The sequence below is a fragment of the Brachyspira pilosicoli genome (assembly GCF_008016535.1).
In the GTDB taxonomy this organism is placed as follows: Bacteria; Spirochaetota; Brachyspiria; order Brachyspirales; family Brachyspiraceae; genus Brachyspira; species Brachyspira pilosicoli_A.
Map to the genome: position 1 here is coordinate 1 of NZ_SAXY01000067.1, position 4,160 is coordinate 4,160.

The 4,160-nt window shown below is 26.9% G+C and carries 3 protein-coding genes and 2 pseudogenes; all 5 read left to right on the plus strand.

Features of this window, described 5'->3' with window-relative positions:
* On the plus strand, nucleotides 1–202 hold a 202-nt coding region (locus tag EPJ72_RS13095; RefSeq protein ID WP_158636870.1), incomplete at its 5' end, for an IS3 family transposase.
* Between the two features lie 3 nt (nucleotides 203–205).
* Nucleotides 206–955 (plus strand): annotated as a pseudogene (gene mazG, locus EPJ72_RS11220) (nucleoside triphosphate pyrophosphohydrolase); the annotation flags it as partial.
* 82 nt (nucleotides 956–1,037) lie between these two features.
* Nucleotides 1,038–2,222 (plus strand): AI-2E family transporter, encoded by a 1,185-nt coding sequence (locus EPJ72_RS11225; protein ID WP_147732229.1) that lies wholly within the window; start codon nucleotides 1,038–1,040, stop codon nucleotides 2,220–2,222.
* A 17-nt stretch (nucleotides 2,223–2,239) separates the two neighbouring features.
* A complete protein-coding gene (locus EPJ72_RS11230; protein WP_147732230.1) occupies nucleotides 2,240–3,217 on the plus strand; it encodes a glycosyltransferase family 9 protein in 978 nt (325 codons plus the stop codon).
* 466 nt (nucleotides 3,218–3,683) lie between these two features.
* A pseudogene (locus EPJ72_RS11235) lies at nucleotides 3,684–4,160 on the plus strand (hypothetical protein); the annotation flags it as partial.

The following is a 4,160-nucleotide window of genomic DNA, read 5'->3' on the forward strand; positions in this document are numbered from 1 at the left end:
AAGAGTACACGGCATAGACGAAAGAGAATTTTATTCACGATTAAATAAAAATATCACAGTAGAATTATTGAGAGAAAAATTAAAAGAATATACACATTTTTATAACAATCAAAGATTGATTTCTTCGCTAGGTTATATTACAATCAAAGAAAGAATCAAAAATATTATAGCAAGTAAAAGTACAATATCTATGGCTCCATGACAAAAAAAGCTTCGCGGTGAGAATGGTTGTGCTTGGGATAGGGTTCAAACATTTGATAGTTTAATACCTTGTTTTTTGGAAGAGGCTTACGAGGTAGTTGAGGCTATTAATAATAAAGATTATGAGAATATAAAAGAAGAGCTTGGGGATATTTTGCTTCATGTGGTATTTTTTTCTGAGCTTGCTAATGATGAAAATAAATTCAATATAGATGATGTTTGTAATAATATTAATGAAAAACTTGTACGAAGACACCCGCATGTATTTGGAGACAGTCGAGTAAAAGATGTCAATGGCATATTAAAACAGTGGGAAGAGATAAAAAAAGAAGAGAAGAAAGATAATAATAAAAGCATATTAGACAGCATACCAAAATCTTTGCCTATAATGGAAAAGTCATATAAGTTAATGAAAAAAGCTGCTAGTGTTGGGTTTGAATATGAGCATATAGATGATTCTTTAGATAAGATAGAAGAAGAGCTTATAGAAGTTAAAGAAGCATATAATGAAAAAGACAAAGAGCATTTGGAAGAAGAGATAGGCGATTTAATAATGACTGTTTTGGATTTTGCCCGTATGAATAAAATTAATCCTGTCAATTCACTATTAAGAGTAAATGAAAAGTTTAAAAGAAGATTTCAGTATATAGAAGATATGGCAAAGAAAATGAATAGAAGTTTGGATAGTATGAGCTTGGAAGAAATGGATAATCTTTGGAATGAATATAAGGCCATAGAAAAAAATAATAGTTAGTAAAAATATTTATTTACTTCTTTGACAATATTAAATTATATAATATAATAACTCTAGTACTTAAAATATATTAGGAATATAGATGAACAAATATAATATAGGTCAAATATTTTTTATCACTTTTATCTTTTTATCAATATTTATAATGTATCAGCTTTTAAGACCATTTGGTATGGTGATATTTTTTGCTTTGGTTTTTTATGTTGTTTTATCACCATTATTTAAAAAGGCTATAGGTAAAAGCTATGGTAAAGAAGATAAGATATCTATGATTAAAAGGCATACTTTAGCTTTATTATTTTCTTTAACATCTTTAATTATATTTTTAGTGCCAACTAGTTTATTAATATATACTATAATAGTTCAGCTTATAGATATATCAAATATTGGTATAAAATATTTTATGAATTTAGATTTTAATTCTATTTTAAATAATGATAGATTAAGAGAATTATTATCAATGCTTCCTGTAGAAATATCTGCAGCAGAAATATTAAGAAGAATACAAGATAGTTTATTATCAAATTTAACTTCGGTTAGTTCTTATTTAACGCAGAATGTGGCAGGCATATTAAAAGGAACAGGTAAGTTTGTAAGTTCATTTATATTTATGATGTTTTCTTTATTCTTCTTTTTTGTAGATGGTGAATATTTAAAAAATCAGGTAAGTTCATTAATACCTATAGAGCAAAAATATTTAGACAGATTATTCAAACAAGCTTCTGAAGGTATAAGAGGAATAATATTTGGAAATTTATTTACTGGTATATTTCAAGGTATTTGTGCTTTTATAGTTTATTCTATATTTGGTGTTGCTAATTCTTTAACTTTTGCACTTCTTACAATTATAGCTTCATTTATGCCTATTATTGGTACTACTATTATTTGGATACCTCTTGGAGTGCTTTTTATAATTAACGGAGAAATTTTAAGAGCTATAATATTTTTAGTAGTTTCTTGGTTCTTTATTACTATACCAGACAATTTTGTTCGTCCTTTGCTTTTAGGTAATAGAATAGAGCTTCACCCATTATTTATATTTTTTGCTATATTGGGGGGTGTTTTATTTTTTGGACTTTCTGGAATTATACTTGGTCCTTTAACTTTTATATTATTCTTTGAAATTATGAGAATGTATAATGAAGAGAAATTGTTTTCTGATAAAGAAGATAAAAAAAGAACTGTAAATAATTCTGTTAGAATAAGAAGAGTTAATAGTTATAAAAGAGATCATAGACAAAATAGACCAAATAGAAATAATATTTAAAGGCTTTATTTTTATCAATGAAAATTTTAATAATAGGAATGAATTATATTGGAGATACTATATTTATCACTCCAATTATAAGAGCTATAAAAAAACATTATGCTGATAATTGCACTATTGATGTAATAAATGGAAAAAGAGGAATTGATATATTAAAAGAAAATCCATATATAGACAATATTATTATTAGAGATGAAAATAATTTAGAGTTTATAAAAAAAGAAAATTATGATATAGGTTTTGCAGTAAATACATCATTTGTTTCGGCATCAATTTTAAAAAAAGCTAATATACCAGTGAGGGTAGGTGTTAATAGTGAGTGCAGGGGATTTCTACTTACACATAAAACTCCTTGGAAAAAACACAAGAGGCATATTGTTGATACTATACTTTCAATTTTAAAACCTTTAAATATAAAAGACGATGGTTTTTATACGGAATTATTTTTAAGTAAAGAAGAAGAGGCATTCGGTTATAACAAAATGAAAAATTATAAAAATGCCCTAATAGTTCATGGCGGAGCTACACGAATAAGTAAAAGATATACTCATTTTGTAGAGTTAATTAAAGAGTTTAAAAAAGAGTTTAATGATGTGCCTGTAATTATTATAGGCTCTAAAGATGATGTGTCTTTTGCAAACATTATAAAAGAAAATATTGACGATATAATAGATTTTACAGACAAACTTACAATAAGAGAGCTTATGTCTGTAATAAAATATTCGTATGCTTTAATTGGAGGTGATAGTGCCCCTTTGCATATTGCAAATGCACTTGGAATATATTCTATAGGCATATTTGGAGATACACTTCCTTTAATATATGGAGTTAGAGGAGATAAGGCTTTTAATATAGAGGCAAGAGAAAAGTATTGCAATAAAATAAAGAGCTTTCATTGCGAGTATATAAAAAGAGGCTGTAAAACTATAGATTGTTTGAATAAGTTAGATTATAGAGATATTTTGCCATATTTAGTATCTATTTATAAAAACTAATTTTATTTATTTTTATATATAACTTCATTTTATAAAAAATAGTTGTTTAAGTGTTAAACATTTGCAGGGCTTTGCCCCGCACCCCAGTTCTTTTACGACCGAAGGAAGTGCCTGTGGTATTGGTATAAAAGAACCAAAAGAACTGCATTTTTAACTCAAATTTAGGTTTTACGCTATATTTAATACATATTCCAATATGTAAAGCAAAAACATTTGCATTTTCGCGAAACGTGCCCGAAGGGCAAAAACTTTGACGAAGTACGCACCGCGACCGAAGGAAGTGCCTGCGACTGAAAGAAGTACCTTTAGGTATGGGTGCGAAGGCGGGAAAAAGTTGAATAAAAAATTATCAAACTTACAAATTTTTACTGTTTAGGGGTATGAGATATTGGACATTTTTTAGTATAAAAAAAGCAGTATCCTTGTTATAATATTTTGATATAGAAAATAAATAAAGGATACTACTATGAAAAAAGATTATAGCACAGAATTTAAATTATTTATAGTAGATGAAGCATTAGAAACTAAAAATATTAAAAGATTTTTAAAGATAGAAGAAATACCCAAATCTACTTTTTATGCTTGGCTTAAAAAATATAAAGACACTGGAACTGTCGCCAATTTTAGCACTAGACCAAAAACTTCCCCAAATATCTTTAATAATCAAGAAGCTATTAATTTAATTATTAAACTCTATACTAAAGAATATCGAGGTAAGCATTATATTAAAGCATATTTAAATCGTAAAGGCATTAAGATAGGTGTTACAGCTATAGAGAATGTACTAAAAAGAAATAATCTTTGGAGATACAAAATAAAAAAGAAAAAGAAGCGATATGATAAACGAAAATTTGTCTCTAAAATACAAAAAGAAGGCAAAATAGTTCAAATAGACACTAAATATATCAAATTAGGCAGAAAAACAGTTTATCAATTCACTGCT